Source organism: Desulfocastanea catecholica, assembly GCF_054657295.1.
This window is the reverse complement of record NZ_BAAHYZ010000043.1, coordinates 1-17,843: the sequence shown is the minus strand read 5'-3', so window position 1 is coordinate 17,843 and position 17,843 is coordinate 1. Positions and strand designations below refer to the sequence as shown.

At 43.4% G+C, this 17,843-nt stretch carries 15 protein-coding genes; 2 read left to right on the top strand and 13 right to left on the bottom strand.

Annotated elements, in window-relative coordinates:
* A partial coding sequence (locus ACYQ8U_RS21425) for a GDSL-type esterase/lipase family protein (RefSeq protein ID WP_459947610.1) occupies window positions 1–1,182 on the bottom strand: 1,182 nt, incomplete at its 3' end.
* Between the two features lie 1,004 nt (window positions 1,183–2,186).
* Window positions 2,187–3,179, bottom strand: coding sequence for a sulfotransferase family protein (locus tag ACYQ8U_RS21420; RefSeq protein WP_459947609.1), 993 nt, complete (start codon window positions 3,177–3,179; stop codon window positions 2,187–2,189).
* Window positions 3,180–3,335: 156 nt separating this feature from the next.
* On the opposite strand from ACYQ8U_RS21420, the gene ACYQ8U_RS21415 reads away from it, so the two are divergent.
* Window positions 3,336–3,482: a hypothetical protein gene (locus ACYQ8U_RS21415; RefSeq protein WP_459947608.1), complete on the top strand. Its 147-nt coding sequence runs from the start codon at window positions 3,336–3,338 to the stop codon at window positions 3,480–3,482.
* A 253-nt stretch (window positions 3,483–3,735) separates the two neighbouring features.
* Here the strand turns inward: ACYQ8U_RS21415 and ACYQ8U_RS21410 are convergent, their stop codons facing one another.
* The 11 genes from ACYQ8U_RS21410 to ACYQ8U_RS21360 all read right to left on the bottom strand — a co-directional run bounded on the left by ACYQ8U_RS21410 (window position 3,736) and on the right by ACYQ8U_RS21360 (window position 15,091).
* Window positions 3,736–5,022 (bottom strand): NAD(P)H-dependent oxidoreductase, encoded by a 1,287-nt coding sequence (locus ACYQ8U_RS21410; RefSeq protein ID WP_459947607.1) that lies wholly within the window; start codon window positions 5,020–5,022, stop codon window positions 3,736–3,738.
* A gap of 57 nt (window positions 5,023–5,079) precedes the next feature.
* Complete coding sequence (rfbC, locus tag ACYQ8U_RS21405; RefSeq protein WP_459947606.1) at window positions 5,080–5,613, bottom strand: dTDP-4-dehydrorhamnose 3,5-epimerase; 534 nt, start codon at window positions 5,611–5,613, stop codon at window positions 5,080–5,082.
* Between the two features lie 8 nt (window positions 5,614–5,621).
* Window positions 5,622–6,959, bottom strand: coding sequence for a UDP-glucose dehydrogenase family protein (locus ACYQ8U_RS21400; protein WP_459947605.1), 1,338 nt, complete (start codon window positions 6,957–6,959; stop codon window positions 5,622–5,624).
* The gene (locus tag ACYQ8U_RS21395) at window positions 6,956–8,071 is read right to left on the bottom strand and encodes an NAD-dependent epimerase/dehydratase family protein (RefSeq protein ID WP_459947604.1); all 1,116 of its coding nucleotides are present in this window, start codon (window positions 8,069–8,071) and stop codon (window positions 6,956–6,958) included. The genes ACYQ8U_RS21400 and ACYQ8U_RS21395 overlap by 4 nt, the downstream gene beginning before the upstream one ends.
* Before the next feature lie 292 nt (window positions 8,072–8,363).
* Complete coding sequence (gene rfbF / locus ACYQ8U_RS21390; RefSeq protein WP_459947603.1) at window positions 8,364–9,143, bottom strand: glucose-1-phosphate cytidylyltransferase; 780 nt, start codon at window positions 9,141–9,143, stop codon at window positions 8,364–8,366.
* 95 nt (window positions 9,144–9,238) lie between these two features.
* Window positions 9,239–10,345: a glycosyltransferase family 2 protein gene (locus ACYQ8U_RS21385; RefSeq protein WP_488193405.1), complete on the bottom strand. Its 1,107-nt coding sequence runs from the start codon at window positions 10,343–10,345 to the stop codon at window positions 9,239–9,241.
* A gap of 111 nt (window positions 10,346–10,456) precedes the next feature.
* Entirely contained in the window at window positions 10,457–11,110 is a 654-nt protein-coding gene (locus ACYQ8U_RS21380; RefSeq protein WP_459947601.1) for an exosortase C-terminal domain/associated protein EpsI, read from the bottom strand.
* Window positions 11,080–11,949 (bottom strand): exosortase/archaeosortase family protein, encoded by an 870-nt coding sequence (locus ACYQ8U_RS21375; RefSeq protein ID WP_459947600.1) that lies wholly within the window; start codon window positions 11,947–11,949, stop codon window positions 11,080–11,082. The genes ACYQ8U_RS21380 and ACYQ8U_RS21375 overlap by 31 nt, the downstream gene beginning before the upstream one ends.
* The gene (locus tag ACYQ8U_RS21370; RefSeq protein WP_459947599.1) at window positions 11,939–12,829 is read right to left on the bottom strand and encodes an XrtA system polysaccharide deacetylase; all 891 of its coding nucleotides are present in this window, start codon (window positions 12,827–12,829) and stop codon (window positions 11,939–11,941) included. The genes ACYQ8U_RS21375 and ACYQ8U_RS21370 overlap by 11 nt, the downstream gene beginning before the upstream one ends.
* A 29-nt stretch (window positions 12,830–12,858) precedes the next feature.
* Window positions 12,859–14,262: a hypothetical protein gene (locus ACYQ8U_RS21365; protein ID WP_459947598.1), complete on the bottom strand. Its 1,404-nt coding sequence runs from the start codon at window positions 14,260–14,262 to the stop codon at window positions 12,859–12,861.
* Between the two features lie 109 nt (window positions 14,263–14,371).
* Complete coding sequence (locus tag ACYQ8U_RS21360; RefSeq protein WP_459947597.1) at window positions 14,372–15,091, bottom strand: polysaccharide biosynthesis/export family protein; 720 nt, start codon at window positions 15,089–15,091, stop codon at window positions 14,372–14,374.
* 358 nt (window positions 15,092–15,449) lie between these two features.
* Between ACYQ8U_RS21360 and ACYQ8U_RS21355 the strand changes: the two genes are divergently transcribed.
* A complete protein-coding gene (locus tag ACYQ8U_RS21355; protein ID WP_459947596.1) occupies window positions 15,450–17,729 on the top strand; it encodes a tetratricopeptide repeat protein in 2,280 nt (759 codons plus the stop codon).
* Window positions 17,730–17,843 lie beyond the last annotated feature (114 nt).

Genomic DNA, 17,843 nt, shown 5'->3' with positions numbered 1-17,843 from the left:
GCGCAGCCAGAACTCAACGGAAAAACTTTCTCCATTGACCCAATCAAACGAACCGTCCGGTTGAACATCAACGCCACTAGAGCCATTGAAAATCTGACCTCCGTTAACCAGCCCGCTTATCGGCCCTGGACAGGTGCCGCTGCATTGACCATCATTCAAACCTGTCGCATCAAAGTACACCGGTCCGGATGATTCATCCAGCATCCAATAGGAAACAAGTCCCGCCGGAATAACAGGCGCATCTTCAACATTGATGGTAAATGTCTGGCTGTCGACACCCTCAGAGTTCTGGGCACTCACCGTCACCGCAAAACTGCCGGGTGCATCAGGGACCCATTGCAGTAGTCCGCTCACCCGGTCGATGGTCATGCCCGCAGGACCACTATTGAGGATATAGCTGGGAACCGGGTATCCGAAAGCATCGATGTCTAAGTTATAAGTTTCACCAATGAACAAACGTTCGTCCACAACGTTTAGCAATTCAGGTTGTTCGCCTTGAGGGAGAGGAAGCACCCCGTTTACCAGTTCGGTATGCCACACACGTGACATCTTAGTATAACCGTCATTGTTAGGGTGCAATAGATCTGACATATCGGTGCTGTAATTAAGAGCATTTTCCATGTCGACTATATAGATTAAATCTCCAGCCAATTGTCTGTTACTAGCCATTGCCTCAAGTTTATTGTTAAAAAGGCTAGTTTCCAAATGGTATGGCTGTCTGTTTATAATTTTTGCTAAAACAACTACGATGCTTGAACTATAACGATCTATCTCATCAAGAATTTTCTCAACACCTGAAATATCCTTAATATCATTTGTCCCGATATGCAGAAGGATAACATCGGGTTGCGTTACAAGTAACCAACCGAAAACATTCAATGCAACTTGAGATGGTGTCCAGCCTCCATGGCCTTCATGATCATAATCAAAAAACTGTGGAGAGAGCTCCCCCTCTGCTTCATTCCCAACGAAATCGATTTTGTATCCCGTTTCAACCAAAGACCGGAATAAATCCTGCCGATAACCAACCATAAAATCGCTGCCATAACCTCGTGTAATGGAATCCCCAAGTGGCATGATTTTGATCGGGACACCACCATATGAGGTAGAGCAAAGGAGATTTGCTAATAAACATACACTTATAATGAGCCATGATTTCAAACAAAACCATTTGATTTTCATAATATTTTAATTGTATATAACATTGAGTCTTATTTAATCGATTCTCATTCTGGTGAATCATTGCTACAACATCAATCCAAAATGGTTCATCCGCCAAATGATTACCTGAAAAAATGATTCCAAAACAAGACTCAATATAACCGACTGATATAATACCCTTTTAATTTTTTCTCACCAGTGCGAATTAAGAACATTGGTTTAACAGTGATACAGAGAATTTGCCCTTCTGACCATGTCATCTAAAAGGCCAGTTTTAAGAGCACTTTTCCTGAGAAGAAATAAAAAGCAGACGAGTATCGACCCACAACAATCCATTTAATATCAATGACTTAAAGCCAGGTGATTATTTGCCGTATGTATCTGAAATTTTGTCGAGGTTATATGCGTGGCGCCCATTTTTTCACTTTTTGCTAGCAATTATCTTGCCATAGTTCATAACAAAATATTTTCTAACCTGTACTTTGGCGAAGTTGCGGCAAGTTGGAATACCATAAGGTTACAGCAGTAACGATGCTTCTTGCCATCTTTTAATTTTTATCAATTGCAGAAGCGTAGTCCTATTTGCCGGATTTTTCCGACAAATCAAAAAGATGGTACCACAAGCGGTTTTGGTAATTCGGCAAGGAAATTTTAATTAGATAGATCTGATTCTGGGCTGAAATGAGTAAAACTGGCTACAAGTTGAGAAAGTCAGGCAAGAAAGCACAAAGAACTCGTGCTCAACTCGTACTTGAAAAGGCAGTCACACCTTGTCCTATTTTCCACAAAACCGAAATTATACTCCGCAATTCTGGAATTATGCCATCTTTCACCATGTTTTAAAACACCTATCACCCCTTTGAAAAAAGGAGAGTCGCTCATGCAGGATCATTAATATGAATAAAGCCAGGACCAAAGGACTATCCCAAATCCAGCCGATTTACAAAATAAGAGAAAATTTTCCTAAGAAAACAAATCATTGCACCAATCCGGATCTCAAATATTGTGTTTGTGCTTATCGTTCCTCATTGTAGGAAGCGATAGGCACTAGCCAATATTTTTCTAACAATACTAATTCCTGGAAAACTGCGTACCACTCGCGATGTTTTTCTGTATAGAATTTTTCCGAAACGAATGAAGAAATAAATCAATTTTAACCGAATAGGCTTCGACTGTGCCATACTGTTCATTGTGAAATCATATCCACATGTAATGAGTTCCTGGTAATCCTCAAATGCTAATGTCACCATGATTTGCTGGCTGAGTGTTAGATTTTTTTTCCATTTTTGCACTTCTCCCTCATCGATATTTCTATTGTACATCTGATCATTATACCAAATCTCACCAGAGTTAGAGGTTATGGCCTTTTCACCTAAGTGTTTCTTCTCTCCTGGAAAAAGCATCGATTCATTCCATTCCAAGCCTAAATATTTGCAGATTTTTTTTGTTTCCTGCTCTGGATTTTTTATTAAGTTTTCATAGACAATAGTCAATATCTTAGAATCTCCTTTTCTGGCAACAGAGAACCCTGCATCGAAACATTGCTTTACAAAAGAAATACTCGACGAAACATTTAGTGTAAAATTGGGCTGATGAACTTTTTTCTCTTTGGCACGTTTACCCACTTGCTGTAGTGACGAGACAATAGCGCGAGGATCTCTAACCACCTGAATAAAATAAGCTTCAGGGAAAAGTTCCATCAGTTCTGACAAAACTAAAACATTATGAGGCGTTTTTTCACTATAGAGCTTACATTCATTTTGGTCTGCCAAACGAAGAAATATATTTGTAACAAAAGATGTTATCCAACTATCGACTTCACTCCTGGTACATATTATATCGATATGGTTTTGCATTATTGATTTATGGATCTCTTTCCTTAATTTCACCATCCCAGGGAGGTGCAGGAACTCAGGTCCACCAAGAATTTCAGGATGAGAATCAAGGATATTTTGCACCAAAGTAGTTCCTGATCGTGGTGGTCCACCAACAAAAATCAATCTACTTTTTTCATTCATTCTCGTCATTTTGCTTCCTCACAATCGAACTATCTTGACACTTGATACCCATAACTCACTATTCCCATTGAATAAAATTAACATTATTTTCCTTAAGAGTCACTGCTGTCCAAAACCAGGCAGCCAAAACTTCACAGTATAATGCCAGGCAGGTGGATGAGCAAATGGATTATGCAACTTCAACAGGAGCAAAGCGATCATGGTCGTCCAAATGAGTTGTTTGAGTTTGCCGATACACCAGGCAAGACCGCCAATAATTTCTCGCAGGAAATCGGCATGAGCTATATGGCAAAAAGGTATTAAGACCAGCTGGGTCCAGCAGAAAAAACCTTACTAGCGGCGCTCCACCTGATGTTTAGTCACCAGGTGAGCAAATTCATTTATGGAAAAATGATGAAGAAGCTGACTAAATAAGCTGGAACTTTTTATCATGAGTCTGCCCTCCTTGGTTTTCGTGTTGGATTTTTTTGTGTATGATTTTTATCGATGTAAAAATCATACACCACAATTTGCCAAGAAGGTCATCCCTTTATAATGCTGTTTTGGACAAGAACGTTCAAGAAGAGTAAAACAACAGGTTTTGTTCACGTCGTAATTGGTCAACAAGACGTCCGCCAGGTACCTCGACATCACTGTAGTTTATAATACTATCTTTTGCTATATCGCGCTTTAACCGACATCCCTGGGCAAGGCTCATGGGAAGAAAAGCATTCTTAAAACTCTCTTCATAATTTTCCGTCAGGCCGTAACAATGAAACCCACCAATACCATCTAGGATCTCACCTGCCTTGAGATTTCTTTTTGCCGCTGTAATAACATCAACAACAGGTTTTCCCAAAGGAACCGTAGCCGCATCATGGAACAAGACGGCTCGTGCTACTGTAATCGGCGATTCCAGGTGTGGCAAGTGATAGGGTGTATAAAAAACATAAAAAGGACCGTCCCCCATCTTCAAATATTGAGCATACTGCATTTTAATAGGATGATCATTATAGCCCAGTACAAACACCCCTGGGCCAGGCTCAGCACCGAGAATAAAATCGACAATGCCGCCGTTCATCATTTGATCTACGGGAAACAGGTTGACAGCCTCTTTGACATGCTTGCATTCAAAACCGTACATCCCCCGAACAGCAGTACGGAAACCGGTTGCATTTGCCACAACAGCCATTTCCATGGAAATCTTTGTTCCATCAGCAAAGGATGTAATCATCTTAACATCCTGTTTGACATTTTCAGCAAAACCTCTTTGTGTTTCCGGAGTACGGTAATGATCCTGCAATCCTTTGATGTTGCCGGCGAGAACAGGACGATAACCAATTGTATCAACCCATCGGAGCAAGTTCATGATAACTCCCGGCTGATCACCGTCAACATTTGTTATGACAACCCCCGCCTTATCGGCATACTGCTTGAGAATGGGGCCAACAACGGCATCGAGTTCAGCGTTCATCAGAATAACATGTTTTCCGTGGGTTATTGCTTTGAGAACAACATTTGCCCCAAATTCAACCTCCCCTGTCGCTTCAACAATCGCATCAATTCCTTCCGCCTCGCAGAGTAGCATCGGATCATCGGTGATAGCCGGCTTGCCATTGCGGATGGCATCTTCTAACTGCCTCAAGGTGGACACCGAAAGAATATCCTCTACCTCAGCCTGTTGGTATGCTTGGGCAGCTTTAGCTATCGTCCGGTTTGATACAGCGGCGACGTCCATTCCCGGGATAGCCGTGATAATCTGTAAAACCAGACCTCTTCCCATGTAACCGGCACCAATCACACCTACTTTGATTGGATTGCCTTCCTGTTCTCTTTTCTTTAAAGCGGAGTCTACGATGATCATGTTTTTTCTCCGATATTGTTCGCAATAAATGCAGATATGTTAGAAACGGTTTTCAGATTAAAGCTTGAAATCAGGCCAAACCTTATCCTTTTCCGATATGATCAAATCCTCGGTAATCGGCCATGTTATATTAAAAGCCGGATCATTCCAGCGAACCCCTTTTTCCGCGGAAGACTCATAAAATTCAGAAACGAGATAATAGACTTCACTGTCATTTGCCAATGTCAGGTAACCATGTGCACATCCGCAGGGAACGAACATCATACGGCGGTTTGATGCGGTCAGTTCGGCTCCGAACCAAAGACCATAGGTTTTTGATGCAGGACGGATATCTACCACTACGTCATATACGGCACCTTTTATGCAGCGCAACAACTTTGCCTCTTCATAGGGTGCCATCTGATAGTGCAAACCTCGAAGTGTCCCTCGAGCAACACTCCCTGCGTGGTTAGCCTGCACCATGTTCACTGGTAAACCTGCTTTGGCAAATTCTCTGGCACAAAACGTCCTGGTAAAAAAACCTCTTTCATCCTCATAAGCCTGAAATTCAAGCAGCAAGGCGCCGTCAACAGCTGTTTTTGTAATATTCATAAGTCAAACTAGAGTCCTATTCCTTCGTAACACGCTACACAGTTTCTCGGCAGCATCCGCCGGCCATCGACTATTACTGGGGCTAATTGTAATTTTTCCAATACTTCAGGAAGCTTTTTGAACTCATCCCACCGGGTCAACAATAAAATTGCCTGGGTGTTTTTCACAGTATCTTCAATAGATTCGTGATAATTTATTGAGCTATTGCCAAAAATTTTCTTTGCCTCTTCCTGCGCAACAGGATCATAAGCGGTGACATCCGCTCCGGCTGCGATCAGGCTCTGAACAATGGGTATTGCCGGTGATTCGCGCATATCATCCGTACCTGGTTTAAAAGCAAGGCCCAGGACGGCAACACGCACATCCTGAAGATCCGGGAAATGCTTATTCAAATACTGTAAAATCCGATCTGGCTGTTTTTTATTTACCGTTATAACAGTTTTCAATAAATCCATACACTGCCCTGTTTTTTCCCCATGGGCGATAAGCGCTTTGACATCTTTTGGAAAACAGCTGCCGCCAAAACCGCACCCGGCTTCAAGATAGGTGGTAATACCCGGTGTTATTCGTTGACCATCTTCTAGAAAAGGAGAAACCCTTTTGTCCAGATGAACGCCACGCATGACATCAAGAGCGTCTATATCACCGAGACGTGCACACAGGTTGCCAATTTCGTTGGAAAACGAGATAAGCGTGGCAAGTAAGGCGTTCGATGTGTATTTGATCATTTCCGCAGTTTTATTATTCACCATTAAGGTGTCAATATTGGGAAAGAGATCATATACCCGACAAAGTGTCTTTCGACTTCTCTCGTCAATGCCACCCAGGACGATACGATCCGGATTCATGAAATCTTTGATCGCACTCCCTTCACGCAAAAACTCCGGGTTCATGCCAACACCAAAATCTCTACCGGCCTTCAGACCGGAAAATTTCTCAAGAATTGGTAAGACAACATCGTCCGTGGTCCCTGGCACTACTGTGCTCTTGACCACGACGACATGATATCCGGACTTGTTTTTCAGTGCTCTGCCGATTTCTTCAGCTACCTGTCTAATATATTGAAGATCAATTTCATCTCCGTCAAATGGTGTACCGACGGCTATCAATGTAAGGTCCGTCGAAGCAATGGCTCCCTCTAAATCAGTTGTCGCTGTCAATCCTGTGCCAATATTTTTCTTTAAGAGGGTATCAAGACCTTCTTCGTAAATTGGGCTCACTCCAAGATTGATTTTTTCAACCTTTTCCAGGGAATTATCAACGCAGATAACGGTATGCCCTTTTTCCGCTAAGCAAACACCTGAAACAAGGCCGACATAACCTGTCCCAACAACGGAAATTCTCATTTTTCTTCCTCTACCTCTTGGTTGTCGAAATACCATAACAGACTTCGTTTCAGCCCGTCTTCCAGTTTAATTGAAGGATTATACCCTAAGTGTTCGCGGGCCTTGTCTATAACTGGACATCGCCTATTCGGATTATCGGTGAGGTATTCTTTATCCTCACTGCGTTTAAAAACGAGTTTCCCTTGATAATCAAAAAGTTCCTGAGCTGTTTTGATCACATTTTCCGCAAGTTGGCGAATTGATATTTCCGGTTTATCAACCCCGATGTTGTAGGATTCCCCGTCTTGCCCGAGCAAAAGTACCTTAAAATATCCGACTATAGCGTCCGCTACATAACAAAACGTTCTGGTAGGAGATCCGTCGGAAAGCAGAACAATATCCTCCCCGGAAAGGACATTTCTCGCAAAATCCGGTAAGGCTCTTTTATCGGTGATCTTTAAGCCTGGTCCATAATTATTAAAAGGTCGGACAAGGCGGATTGGAAGGTGATATTGTCTGGCAAAATTAACCGCCATTGTCTCCCCATACCTTTTTGATTCATCATAACAAGCTCTTGGCCCTGTGCAAGAAACATTACCCCTGTAGGTCTCAGGCGTTGGGATATTATCTGGAGTAGGGTCGCCATAAATCTCACTGGTTGAATAGAAGAGAAATGCTTCAACAGGTTTTTTCCGCTCTTTCTGGGCTATGCAGTAGTCGAGCAGATGGCGCAGTCCATAAATATTTGCATCCATCGTTTCTATAGGGTGACGACGATAATAGATGGGCGACGCAATGGTCGCGGCATGAATGATAAACTGAAAATCCCCCATATCGTCAGGAAGAGGATCAATTACATCATATTTTTTTGCCGTGAGCAAACTCTTGGCTTGCAAAGTATCAAGCCAATTTGGCACGCCTCGCATAAAATTATCATAAACAACTACTGAAATAGCAGGTTTTTCAGGATTTTTTATATTCCACCGTAAAATAGACTGGGTAAGATAATATCCAAGAAAACCGGCGCCCCCTGTTATGAGTAATCGTTTGCCCGACATCAATGGGAGTTCTTCGTGTAATTGAGTTATAATATACTCAAGATCCGACTCAATAACGTCATTTGCATTTTTCATCTATACAATCCTTACATAACGGCAGATTAGAAATATGGTCTTGTTTTCTTGCAAAAAACCAGGATCTTACCTGGTATTTTTCGTCAGTAGCAAAATTATTAAAGTGGAAGAATTCTCAGCAAGTAAACCAGCAATTCTAAAAAGAATCTATTGACTACTGGGAGTCTGGCAGGAAAGATATTTATAAAAATTTTAGTCTTAATTACAGAGAGTTCGAATCAGGCTTCCGTCAATTGACTGTTTGAGATATAACAATTCTTTGTTTACGATTATATCTTGCCAATAATTCTTTTCATGCCCACACTTTCCATGGCGCTTGATTAGATACCCAAAGATTTTCCAAATGCATTTTATCTCTTAATGTATCCATGGGTTGCCAAAAGCCATTGTGTCGATATGCTGCCAATTTTTTTTCACGAGCAAGATTGAATAAAGGCTCTTTTTCAAAACTTGTCGCATCGCCCTCTATATAATCCAGGATCTCTGGTTCCAATACAAAAAACCCGCCATTGATCCAGGCTCCGTCTCCCTTAATTTTTTCCTGGAAATGCGTAATGATATCTTGTTCTTCGTGCAAAACAAGTGCTCCAAATCGCCCTGGTGGCTGCACTGCTGTTAATGTCGCCAGTACATTTTTTTGCCTTTTGTGGAACGAAATCAGCTCAGAAATGTTAATATCGCTTACACCATCACCATATGTTAAACAAAATGTATCACCGTCAAGATAGCTTTTTATTCGCTTCAGTCGACCACCTGTCATGACATCTTTCCCGGTGTCTACCAAAGTCACTTTCCAAGGCTCAGCATCACAGTTATGCATTTCCATCAGGTTGTTCTTTAAATCAAAAGTAACATTGGACTTTTGCAGGTAGTAATTCGAAAAAAATTCTTTAATCATAAATCCCTTATAGCCACAGCAAACAATAAAATCATTGAGACCATATGAAGAATATATTTTCATAATATGCCAAATTATCGGCATATCTCCAATCTCGACAAGAGGTTTAGGTCTGATTTGACTTTCCTCACTTATACGGGTTCCGTAACCACCTGCTAAAATGACAACTTTCACACGAAGGTCTCCTGTTGGCTTTGTAAAAAATAATCGTATTTCAAGATACTATCCCTAGGGGAAAAGTTATGTACTCAGTGTACATAGTTTTGGCCTTAACCTTTTCTCGGTGTCCACATTACCTGTTTCTCCCCCATTATAAATTTTAGAAATGCATGTCCTGCCGCAACATTCAAAAGCACAAAATAATGAAAAAAATACAAAATGTAGATTTTACGTCCCATCCTTTCCAGAATCACGGAAAAAAGTGCAGCTACATAACATGCTGTCTGCAGAGTAAAGGTTATTGTATAGAAAATCGATTCTGCCCAAATTAATAGATTTGCCACATAGGCCACCATTAAAAAAACAAAACAAAGATAGCGAAACACCTTGTGTGACCAGATCTGCAATGCAAATAATAAGCCTGAACTTCCCCAAAGAAGCTGCGGCATATCCTTTAACGCATTTAATGCTCTTAAGGTCACCCGGACTCGCATCCGGTACTCATCATCAGATACTGAAAGTGATGACTCCTTTAAAAGAGCTGCAGGATCATATACCACCCTATACCCCTGCTCTATCACTTTAAGAGGCTGGACAAAATCGGGCAATTGATCCGGGTTCAAGGCACTGTAAAGACTTTTTCGCATGGCATCAATACCACCGTCCACACCTACTACCGAACCAATCTGCGTTTCTAAGTGTCTTAAAGTATTTTCATACTTCATATAGGCTGAACAGCCATCGCCGATAGTTGTATCGTCCGGATTGGTGTAAATCATCTTGCCGGTAACATAGCCCACTTCAGGGTCATGAAAATTAGCCGCAAGGTGCTGCAGGGCATCAACAGCATAGAGTGAATTTGCGTCTGAAAATACCAAAATTTCCCCCTTTGCGTGGGGGACTGCCATATTAAGAGCAGATGTTTTGCCTGCTCTTGTTTGACGAAGCAGCTTTACATTTTTATCTTGAAAACTTCTTACTATCTCATCAGTATGATCCGTCGATTCATCAGAAATAACGATTACTTCCAACTTATCTTCAGGATAATCCTGCTGTAATTTGTTAGTGATAGTTTGTCGAATATGCGCTTCTTCGTTGTAAGCTGCAATGAGAATGGACACGGAAGGCTCGTAGGTAGCTTTATCGATTTGCTTCTGCACCAATCGAGATAAGAGCCAGACACAGACGGGATATCCAGCATATATGTAAAAAATCATGAACAAGCTTAAAAAAAACAATATCTTATATATGAGAACGTCCATGAATTATTTTTAACTTTTTAATAGAACTTCTCATTGATGTCTTCGCTAAAACTTGAACTCCTCAATCTATTCACGGATATACTCGAGAAAAACTGGATAAAAAGCTTTTGTGAACTCTTGCATTGTTTCAATGCATTCAGATTCGGTTTTGTCAGCAGTTGAACATGTTAGTCGAACAAATGCGTTATCTTCTCCTGCACCTGTAAATTTTTGCATTATTGCAGTCATTTTTTGCGACAACGTATTGGAATTAGTCATCTCATGTGCTTGAAACCAATATAGAATTATTTGTCTATCCTCCGCACCCCGCTCAACCTTCATGGTAGAACAGGACACTGCAGGATCTGTGCCCTCGCCAATCTTGATTGTAGTGGAATCTCTCCCTGAAATAATCCATCCCTGTCCAGGAAAGCACACTAGAGGGTCATGCGCAGCCCCTACCTTTTTTGATGTCAGATAGTAGCCGATATATAAAGCAACCGATTCATCGCCCTTAAAAAACATCCTGTTCAGATAATCGTCCAAAGCAAGACCATCCACAACTTTCTGGTCAAAAGGGAGGTGGGGTCCTGCTTTCCAGCCATCCACATCTATCAAGGCTTCATTTAAGGATCTTTCCTTTATTGAACGTACCGATTCCGGTTTTCCGTAAATAAACACACTGGCCAGCAAAAAAATAACAACAACTGTTATAATTTTTCTATTACTGATCTGTCCCAAAATGAAAGCGCTCCTCTAACTAAAATAACCAAGATGATAGCAAGAATAAAAACAATTGTTCCAAATACTGTATGAACAGTGCCCTGAGTTAAGTCTAAATCAAAGTAATAAAAAGCAAGAATCATTATCATTATTCTAATAATATTGACAATAATTGCGGCAGGAATCGCCGAGAACAAAAGAATTACCCTAAGCCAGTTTGAACGTAAGGTAAAATATGCAATTACCACGCTTAATGTCAACAGTGACATTAATGACCTTAGACCACTGCATGCTTGAACCATCTCCAGAGTGTGTTCGGGTAGATGTATAATATTTCCTTCCCTGAAAATCGGCAACCCTAAAACCATTACAAACCAAACACTTACCTGTGAGACAACGAGCTGCAAAGGTGTTGTCATTGCCGCATAAATCTGATCCGGCACAGGGATCATGAACAACAAAAATAACAGAATAAAAAGGATTTCTCGAAATAATGCGAACCCAAAGAAAAAAAGCACCACACTGACAATGGTGACAATCATTGCCAGAGATACACCTGTCTTGATCTCCGCATAAAATGCAAAGATGTATAAAATCAACGAGATAATCAACAGAACCAGGCCAAAACGTGAAGAGTGCACCGGTAACCTGACCAACTCCTCTCTTTTTTGCCAAAGGGAATAGATTACGATTGGAATAATAAAAAAGCCATGGGAATAATCATCCGATCGATACCAGGTCAACACCAGCCCCTTCCACACGGGGAAGTAAACCAGGATAAAGCTGAGCCCCAAGGCGATCAAAAGAGGCCACTGCATGTCAAAATATTTGGTAGTATGATTTCTCTTAATCGACATTTTCTGAAGACCACTTTTCGATAAACTCTTTACAGGTTAGAAATGAATGTCCGGCATTTCCGTCCATCAGCTTTTTTAACTTATTTTTTGTCCCGCTCAGGTTCACATAATGTCGATAACGAAAGGATGCTTTTACATCATTTACCCGTGGTTGATGCGGATCAATTTCCCATGGATGCATGTAAAACGTATAGCAGCGCTTTTGTTTGAGAATTTTTTTCACACCGGCCCTGTGCAGGAAGGAGGGTAAAAGTCTAAAGTATCCTCCTCCCCCCCACGGGATAATCTTACCGCCAATTCTCAAATTACTCACCGGTATCTCATAAAAAGACGAAGCTAGAGAATAGATAGGAAGATCCTGCTTTTCTTTTCTCAGTAAATTCAATGCCCCGTAACGTCCATGACCTTCATAGGAATTATAACTGGAATCATAGCGATACCCAGCCTCCCGGACTATATCAAGGACATCATCTGTAATGGAAAAACTTGGCGCTCGATAACCAACGACCTCTCCTCCAACAATATCCTCCAGAATCGATTTACTATTAACCAGGTCTCGCCGTAACTCCTCCGGTGTCTGATTATAGCAAAGATGGTGGTTAACCCCATGAGATGCCACCTCATGGCCTCTCTGATGTATTTCACGTATCAATCCTGGACATCGCTCAGCTATCCAGCCAAGAACAAAAAAAGTGGCCTTTACCTGAGTTGGAGCATCGGCCAGAAGATGTAACAGCTCGAGTGTGTTTTTTTCAACACGCAGCTCTCGCGAAGCCCAGGATGAATAGGATATATGTTCCTTAAAATTTTCGACCTGAAACCAATCTTCGACATCAAAAGTGAGGAGAATTGTTTTATTTTCACGAGACTCAGATACCATCAATTCCCCTCAAACTTCTTTAAAAATCCCTACCAATGGAACAATTCCTTCTTCCAGGAGAGGGTGAGCAGGAGGCGATGGTCGTCGTAATCGTCGTTCACCCTGTCAGATTCCTGTTTGATGAAGGTATAATCTATACTTGCTGTATAAAACTCCCAGAAGGTGTAACTGAGACCAGCTCCGGCAATGTAACGGTCTTTATGATATTCTTCCAACAGGACGGCATCTCGGTTACCAGACCTTACCGAAGCCTCTTCTCGATCCTCATAGAGGTAAATGAGACGACCGGACAAAGTGAGGTCCTGCTGCAATTGGTAACCACCGGAAAGACGAGTTTCCCAGGAGTCGACCAGACCTCGCTCATCGGAGCCGGAAAAATTATCTACACTATAGTCTTTTTCAACCAGAAAATTGATATAGCCGTACTCCAGGGCATAATTCATTTCGGCAATCCCGTTGCCGCCCCAGGTGGCATCCTGCCCTTCAGTCTTTTCGTAGGAGGGGCCGGCGCCGAGGACTGTGTACATTCGGGGTGAGATGTCTCTTCGCCAGGTTAAACGCATCTGATGAATGTCGCTGTCATCCTGTAAGGTTTCATCGTATCTGGTGGCGATATAGTCATAACTGAGTGACAATGGGTTGTTGGCAATCGATGCATTAGTCAGCGCGAGCGACAGGTAGTATTCTTTGAGGTCATCCGAGAGCAGATCATCGGTCGGTGGAGCGCCTGCTGCCGTATCAGCCGGTTCATAATCACCAACTACATAGCGCAGATCCAAGGCAGACGACCATATGGCATCGAAGCGGTGTTCATTTCTCAGGCTGGCTGCATACCTGTCATAGTCTTCATCGCCGGCAAAGCCGGTATCATCATTCCTCAGAGCAATATAGTTTGCGCCCAATCGCAATAAACTGTCTTCACGGTAGAAATGATTCGAGAAAAGGTCAGTTGTGTTACGCCAGTAGCGACGCCTGCCACGATCGCTGGAAAGCTGCGGATCTGTTGGCGTCACAACCTCCTCGGGTGGAACTGTCGGATCGTAGAAGATACCGCCTTCCGTGTCTTGATAGTCGCTTCTCAACAGACGATTTGAGATCCCCAACTGCCACTTTTCAGTCATGAAACGATCTGCCGCAACACGTACATTGCTGTCCCAGTCAGTCTCGGAATCGTTCCAATCATATTTGGCGCTCGGAGATGCCTGCAGTTCAAAAGTATCCCTCTCGCTGAGGCTTCGGAAAAGAATCATAGGCGTAACCACGATGCGCTCATAATCATCATCCGTATCATCGCCACTCCGATCGAAGTAATCAAGGCCGACACTCAGGCCACCTGTCAGACTGTTGTCGCGGGGAAATGAGGCTGCGGGGGCTATGAGCAGGAACAAAAGCACCAGAGCACTTATCGATTTTAAGTTATTTATGCCGGACATGTTAATGCCTTGCCTCCAACCTGTTAGTACCTAACAGATTATTTTTTGCCAAAAAACAGGCAAATAATCTATTAGGTACTTATCCAGGCTTCTTTCCCGTTCACCGGGGTTAATGTACGATAACTATGTCATCTGACTTGATAAAAATATTATATTCCAAATTTTTTCCTGCCAGGAAGTCATCGTAATCAAATTTTAGCGTATTCTCTTTGAACAGGTTATTGTCACCGGCGTCTTTTCGAACGACTGTCATTTCGGAATTGGACCATTTATCAAAACCGCCGCATCGTGCGACGACCTGCACAAGATTGATGGGATAATCAAGATAATAAATGCCCGGTTTCATCACCTTCCCCATCACGGTATACCGCTGACTGTTGCTTTGCCCCAGGACAACAGTAACAACCGGGTCGTCATAGACCGAGCCAAAAATCACCTTCAAATAGTCGGCGAGCTGCGTGAGTGTGAAACCTACCGCATCGACATCGCCAACGTGTTTAAGAGAAATTTTTCCGTCATTGCGAACCGTTACTCCGCCAACACCAGAACGAAGACTTTCGCCAGCTTCCGCAGCTCTGGCCGCATCCGGCGTTTCCACAGACATATCCCCTTCACCATAGACCTGGACACCGAGGACATCGCCATATCCGATCACATATTCTTCGGCGCCTTTCACGTCAGATTTCGGTTGGCTTAATATTTCTTGACGAGCACTGGCCCGCAAGTCTTTGGGAACCGGAACATCGGCTGTGGATTGTGCCGCCATTGCACTCTGGCAAAACAACATTATGGCCGTAATGCAGAACAGATATATTGCTTTCTTCGTCATGCCCTTTCCTCCAATTATGCTAAGAATTTTTTATATCTTATAACCCCTGGGTATCGTTTACCGGAGGTAATTGTAACTGCCTTATCAAGAGTATTCTTTTACTAAAAAATCTTCCAGGTGATACATTTCTAAAAACTTATTGCCGCTCAAGTAAATCATATCTGTACTTGTTTGTCACTCCCCAGGACAGGCACGAATGACTTTTTAGTCATAAATTCAAAAATAGTCTCCACCTTGCCAGTTTTCGATAGGAAAAGTATTCTTTTTTATATAAACTAAAGAAATCAGTCTAATCTTTCATAGCCTAAAGGACGCAGTACTCAACTTTCTCAGGTTAACCATTTCCTAGGTTTTACTCATGACTATCACTCGCCTTGCACTCTTCTTCTGCTGTCTTTTCTTACTTTTTAGTGTCTCCGCCTGCTCAGATGCCGACCAGAAAAAAGAAACACACTACACGAAGGCCCTCGACTACGTCAAAAATAACGACGAAAAAGCAGCGATTATAGAACTGAGAAATGCAATTCAGCTCGATGCTAAATTTGCCGATGCGCGCTATCAACTTGGCTTACTTTATCTCAAGGACGGCAACCCCAAAGCCGCCTTTGGCGAACTTCAGCGAGCCGTCTCTCTCGATCCGCAAAATCTCGATGCCGGAGTAAAGGTCGCTGAATTTCATCTCCTCTCCCGCCAAAAAGAAGAGTGCCGCAAATATGTCGAACAGGTTCTGAGCGTGGATCCAGATTATCAGGATGCCTTGGCGCTTCTCGCTAATCTGGAGTTGCTAGAAGGGAATTTTGTGCAGGCGGAACAAGCAATCGACAAGGCCCTTGTCCAGGCACCGGAAAACGACAAATTGCACAATATCAAAGGACGAATTCTCCTCGCCCAGAACAAAGTCGAGGAAGGTGAAAAAGTTTTCCAAAAAGCAATTGAACTCAATCCAGACAATTTTACCAATTATCGAACGATGTTGATGCTCTATGAACAGAACAAAAATGACACTGCCATACAGGAGCTCCTCGATACGATGGTAACCAAATTTCCGGAAAACCCGCAACTGCATCTCCTGCTCGCCGATTTTTATCAGAAAAAAGGGCAGGTTGACAAAGCGGAAAGTGCCATGCTGAAAATTATCGAAATCGAAGATAAATCAATTCCTTTCCGGCTGATGCTGGCGGAATTTTACAAGAAAAATCAGCTTATTGATAAAGCTGAAAAAATTCTGGAAGCGTCCGTTGAAGATTTCCCGAAAGAGCTGCAACTGCAGGTGGCTCTGGCCGAGCTCCGTTTTGATTTACAAAAATTTGACCAGGCACAATCCATGATGGAAGCCATCCTGGCAACAAATCCCGCCAACGGCGGTGCCAATCTGCTCAAGGCTCGTTTTCTTATTCGTGAAGGAAAAGATAAAGAAGCGCTTCAGCTCATTACCCCGCTTACCACCGATTACCCCAAGTGGGCGGATCCTTTTTATTACTCTGCCCTCACCCAGCTCAGACTAGGGAACACCGAGCTGGCGCAGAAGTCCATTGAGACGGCCCTGCAAAATGATGCGAAAAACGACCGTTCCCATACGCTGGCAGCCCAAATCCACCTGATCCGCGGTGACAGCACCGCAGCCGGCAGGGAGGCGACGCTGGCCCTGCGCATCAATGGCCGCAACGCGGCTGCGGTAAAAATCCTGGCCAAAGCGTTGATCCAGGCGAAAGAATATGACAAAGCAATAGAATTTATTGGCAAATTAAACCAACAGGCCGTTGCCGCCGATGTTGATCTCCTGGGCAGCCTCGGTCTGGCCTATCTTGGGCAGGATAACAAAGAAAAGGCCAGGGAAACCTTTGCTCAACTGCTGCAGCTGGCTCCGGATAATTCCAAGGCGCTGGCCTTTCTCACCGCGCTGACTGTCGGCAATGACATCCCCCAGGGCATCGATTTTGTCCAGAAGCAGATCGCTGTTAGTGAAACCGCAGGGCATTATCTTTTACTGGGCGACCTTTTGACCAAAAATAAACAAATTGCCGAGGCCCTCCAGGCCTACCAGAAGGTCCAGGAGCTGGCCCCCGATAACCCACAGGGATATGTCCTGAGCGCACGTCTTTTAAACTACCAGGGGAAGATCGACGAGACAATCGCCCAATACGAAGAATTGCTGCAGAAAAATCCCGATTCCATTGCCGGACTCATGGGCATGGCTGCCGCCTATGAGGTGCAGGACAGGCGGGACGAGGCAAAGGCAAATTATGCCCGGGCGCTGCAAATCCAGCCAAATCTCCCAGCTGCCTCGAATAACCTGGCCTGGCTGCTGGCCTCGGAGGAAGGCTCCGATCTTGGCGAAGCCTTGCGGTTGGCAATGCAGGCAAAACAGGCGCTTCCCGACCAGCCGCATATTGCTGACACCCTTGGCTGGGTGCATTATAAACGCAAGTCGTACGCTCTAGCCATCTCCCAGTTCAAGCAGGCTCTGGACCATCGCCCCGATGATCCGATTATTCACTACCACCTGGCCCTGGCTCTTTATGGCAACGGTGACAAGCAGGAGGCTATTGCTTCGCTTGAAAAGGCTTTAGCTGGAGAGAATAAATTTGCTGAACGTGGCGAGGCTGAAGTTTTACTGCAGGAGTGGAAAAAGGGTTGATATGGTACTGGTCCCTATGCTCCGGCGTGGAGCACCCCTCGGCGACTGCATCAGTTCTGGTGCCCATGCTCCGGCGTGGAGCACCCCTCGGCGACTGTATTAGTTCTGGTGCCC